The organism is Arthrobacter sp. Hiyo1 (genome assembly GCF_001263615.2).
Taxonomy (GTDB): Bacteria; Actinomycetota; Actinomycetes; order Actinomycetales; family Micrococcaceae; genus Arthrobacter.
Map to the genome: position 1 here is coordinate 1 of NZ_DF952488.1, position 3,238 is coordinate 3,238.

The 3,238-nt window shown below is 64.6% G+C and carries 2 protein-coding genes; both read right to left on the reverse strand.

What is annotated here, in order from left to right:
- On the reverse strand, nucleotides 1–901 hold a 901-nt coding region (locus AHiyo1_RS23800), incomplete at its 3' end, for a glycosyltransferase (protein WP_059390268.1).
- Complete coding sequence (locus AHiyo1_RS23805) at nucleotides 902–3,073, reverse strand: amylo-alpha-1,6-glucosidase (protein ID WP_059390269.1); 2,172 nt, start codon at nucleotides 3,071–3,073, stop codon at nucleotides 902–904.
- Nucleotides 3,074–3,238 lie beyond the last annotated feature (165 nt).

Below are 3,238 nucleotides of genomic sequence, written 5' to 3' on the forward strand. Positions count from 1 at the left end.
TGACTGCCTCGGCCAGCTCCGGGGGGCTGGAACGAAGGTAGCCGGTGACGCCCTCGGAGACGATTTCCGGGGCGGATCCCCGGAATGTTGCCACCACCGGAGTCCCGGCGGCGAGGGACTCGATCATGGCCATGCCGAAAGGTTCATCCCACTGAAGCGGATTCAGCAAGGCCACGGACCCGCCCAGGAGGACGAACTTGTCCGCAGCGTTCAGCTCGCCGAGGTATTCGACGTCGGGCCCCAGCAGCGGCGCGATGACCGCGGCGTAGTACTCATGTTCTTCCGCGCTGTACATCTTGGCCGCAATTCGCAGCGGTACCTGGGCCAGGCGGGCGGTCTCTATTGCTTCCGGCAGGCCCTTTCCGGGATGCATCCGGCCGAGGAAGCTGGCGTAGCCGCCGTCGCCGGCTCCGAGCGGGACGGATTGCGTGTCGATGCCGTGGTGGATGACCCTCCGTATCTTGATTCCGGGGGCAGTTTCCGCTTGATGGTGCGAGATGGCAATGATCGCGGTGTCTGTGGCCATGGCCTGGTAAATGTCATGGTTTTCTTCTGAAAACGGAAGGTGCGCCGTTGCGACGATGGGCGTTCCCTCCGGCCGATGCCGGTACAGCGGCCCCGCCAAGGTGTTGTCGTGGATGAGGTCGACGTCGTGCATGGCCGCGAAGGCGTACACGCTGTGGCGGAGCTCGTCCGTCCCGTTCCCTATCCGGGAGCCGTCGGCAAGCGGCGGGCCGGGGACCTTGTCCACTGGACACGTGCTTCCGGACGCCGCGGCGAGGAGCACATCGTGGCCCGCGGCCACCAGGCCGCGAGCGAGGATATCGATGATCGACTCCGTCCCCCCGTATGCAGGCGGCGGGACTGGAATCCAAGGCGGCGCAACCAAGCCGATGCGCACCTAGTGCCCCCGCCGCAGACCAGAGGTGACGTGGTGGACATCCAAGAGATCGGACAACGGCTTGCGGGCTTCGCGGTGCAGCGCGACATCCTCGGGCAGGTCCGTGACCCGTGTTTCTCCGTTGACCACCTCCACGGAGATCCGGGAGCCGGCAAGCGGGATGTTCCGCATTTTGATCCGGCCGAAGCCTTCGGGAACCACCGGTGCCAGCCAGAGGCCGCCGTGAGTGAGGCAAGGATCGAAACGGAGCAATACGCGCAGCAAGTGAACAGGTGTGGCAGCGGCCCACGCTTGCGGCGAACAGGACGAAGGGTAGGGGACGGGCGTCCCGTAGGTTTTCCTGTCCAGGCCGCAGAACAACTCCGGTAGCCGTCCGTCGAACGCCTCGGCCGCATCGAGAAGGCCCGTGACGAGGCGCTGGGACTCCTCGACGAAGCCGTAGCGCATCAATCCGCCGGCAATGAGGGCATTGTCATGCGGCCACACCGAGCCGTTGTGGTAGCTCGCCGGGTTGTAGGCCGCCATGTCCGAGGCCAAGGTCCGGACGCCCCAGCCCGTGAACATTGTGTCCGACATGAGCCGCTCCGCGACTAACCGAGCCTTGTCGTCGTCGACGATTCCGCTCCACAGGCAGTGACCCATATTGGATGCGCAGGCGTCTACCGGCCGCTTGTCGCGATCGAGGGCGATGGCGAAATAGCCGCGTTCAGGGAGCCAGAACTCCTCGTTGAACTTTCGCTTGAGTTCGGCCGCCCGCGCGCCCCACACCGCAGCCAGCTTCAGGTCGCCCTCCTCCTGGGCCATCAAGGCCCGGCTGAGATAGGCGGTGTAGACGTAGCCTTGGACTTCGCACAAGGCGATCGGAGGCTCCGCCAATGTGCCGTCGGCGAAGTTGATCCCGTCCCCGGAGTCCTTCCAGCCTTGATTGAGGAGGCCATGGTCCGTGGCCCGCGAGTACTCAACGAACCCGTCGCCGTCGGCGTCTCCGTAGTCGCGGATCCAGTCAAGGGCCCGGTCCACCGCCGGCAGAAGGGACTCCGAGACCTCGGAATGGAACCCCCAGCGGGTGAGCTCCCCCGCGAGCGTGACGAACAACGGGGTGGCATCCACTGAACCGTAGTACGCACTGCCGCCGCCAAGCGCGAGGCCTGTCGTGGCGCCCAGGCGCACCTCATGCAGGATCCGGCCCGGCTCCTCTTCGCTGAGCGGATTGACGGTCCGGCCCTGATGGTCGGCCAAGGTTTTGAGCGTTCCCAACGCCAGGGACGGGTCCAGTGGAAGGGTCATGAAGGACGTCAGGAGGGAGTCCCGGCCGAAAAGTGCCATGAACCAAGGCGATCCTGCGGCCACCACCGTCCGTCCGGGATGGTCGGGGTCGAAGATCCTGAGGGAACCGAGGTCTTCCCTGCTCCGGGCCAATGCTTTGTCGAAGGCCTGGTTGGCAAGCTCCGTTATGGGAACCCTGCCGTGCCACTCCTGAAGCCTTTCTTCAGGAAGATCGTAGGCGCGCTGGTTGCCCCAAACCTGGGCGTCCGCCTCGGGTCCAACTCCGTCGATGCGGGGCGTGGCCGTCACACCCGTGGACCAATGGCCTTGGGGCTCAAGAGAGATGTCGTAGCTGACGACGTCTCCGTCAACCTCGGAATTCGGTGCGTCAATGGTGACAAGTACGTGCCGCCCCTCCCGCTGGGACTCGAGGACTAACGAACCGTCACTGGCCCGCGTCAAATGCACGCTCTCGTGGCGTGCCCGGCCTTCCTTCACTTCGAAGATGTCCGCAAAGTCCGCATTGACCGTGAGTGAAACCGTGGCGTGTGTGGGCTTGCTGGAAAAATTCCTGATCGTAATCTCTTCGTGCACCCCGCCGAACAGGCTCCGCCGGCGCTCGATCAGGAGATGGCTGTCTGCCAAGCCATCGGTGCGAGACGCTCGGCCGACGAAATCGGCGCGATAGGGCTCCGGGACAGGGGAACCCAAGGCCTCGATGGGGTGGCCGTTCACCTCCAACGCCCAGTTCGAAACGAACCGTGTGTCGCGGAAGAACATCCCGTGCGGGCGCAGTTGGTCCATATCGCCGTTGGCCGCCGAGACGCAAAACGATGTTCCTGCCAAAAGTGTCACGGCACCTGCGCCGGCCGAACCTGCGAGGTTCTCGGCATTCCAACCTGTCATTAATGGGCTCCAAAGCTAGGGACGGGGGAATGGGGCAGCTTGCTTCAGCGTATTCGCCGCGTCTTCGGAAGTGAACCCTCCTGCAGATATGGGGGCTCTTGGGTGGACGCTCGCTCGGATATGGCGGGTTGTGGGTGGGCGCTCGCTCGGATATGGCGGGTTGTG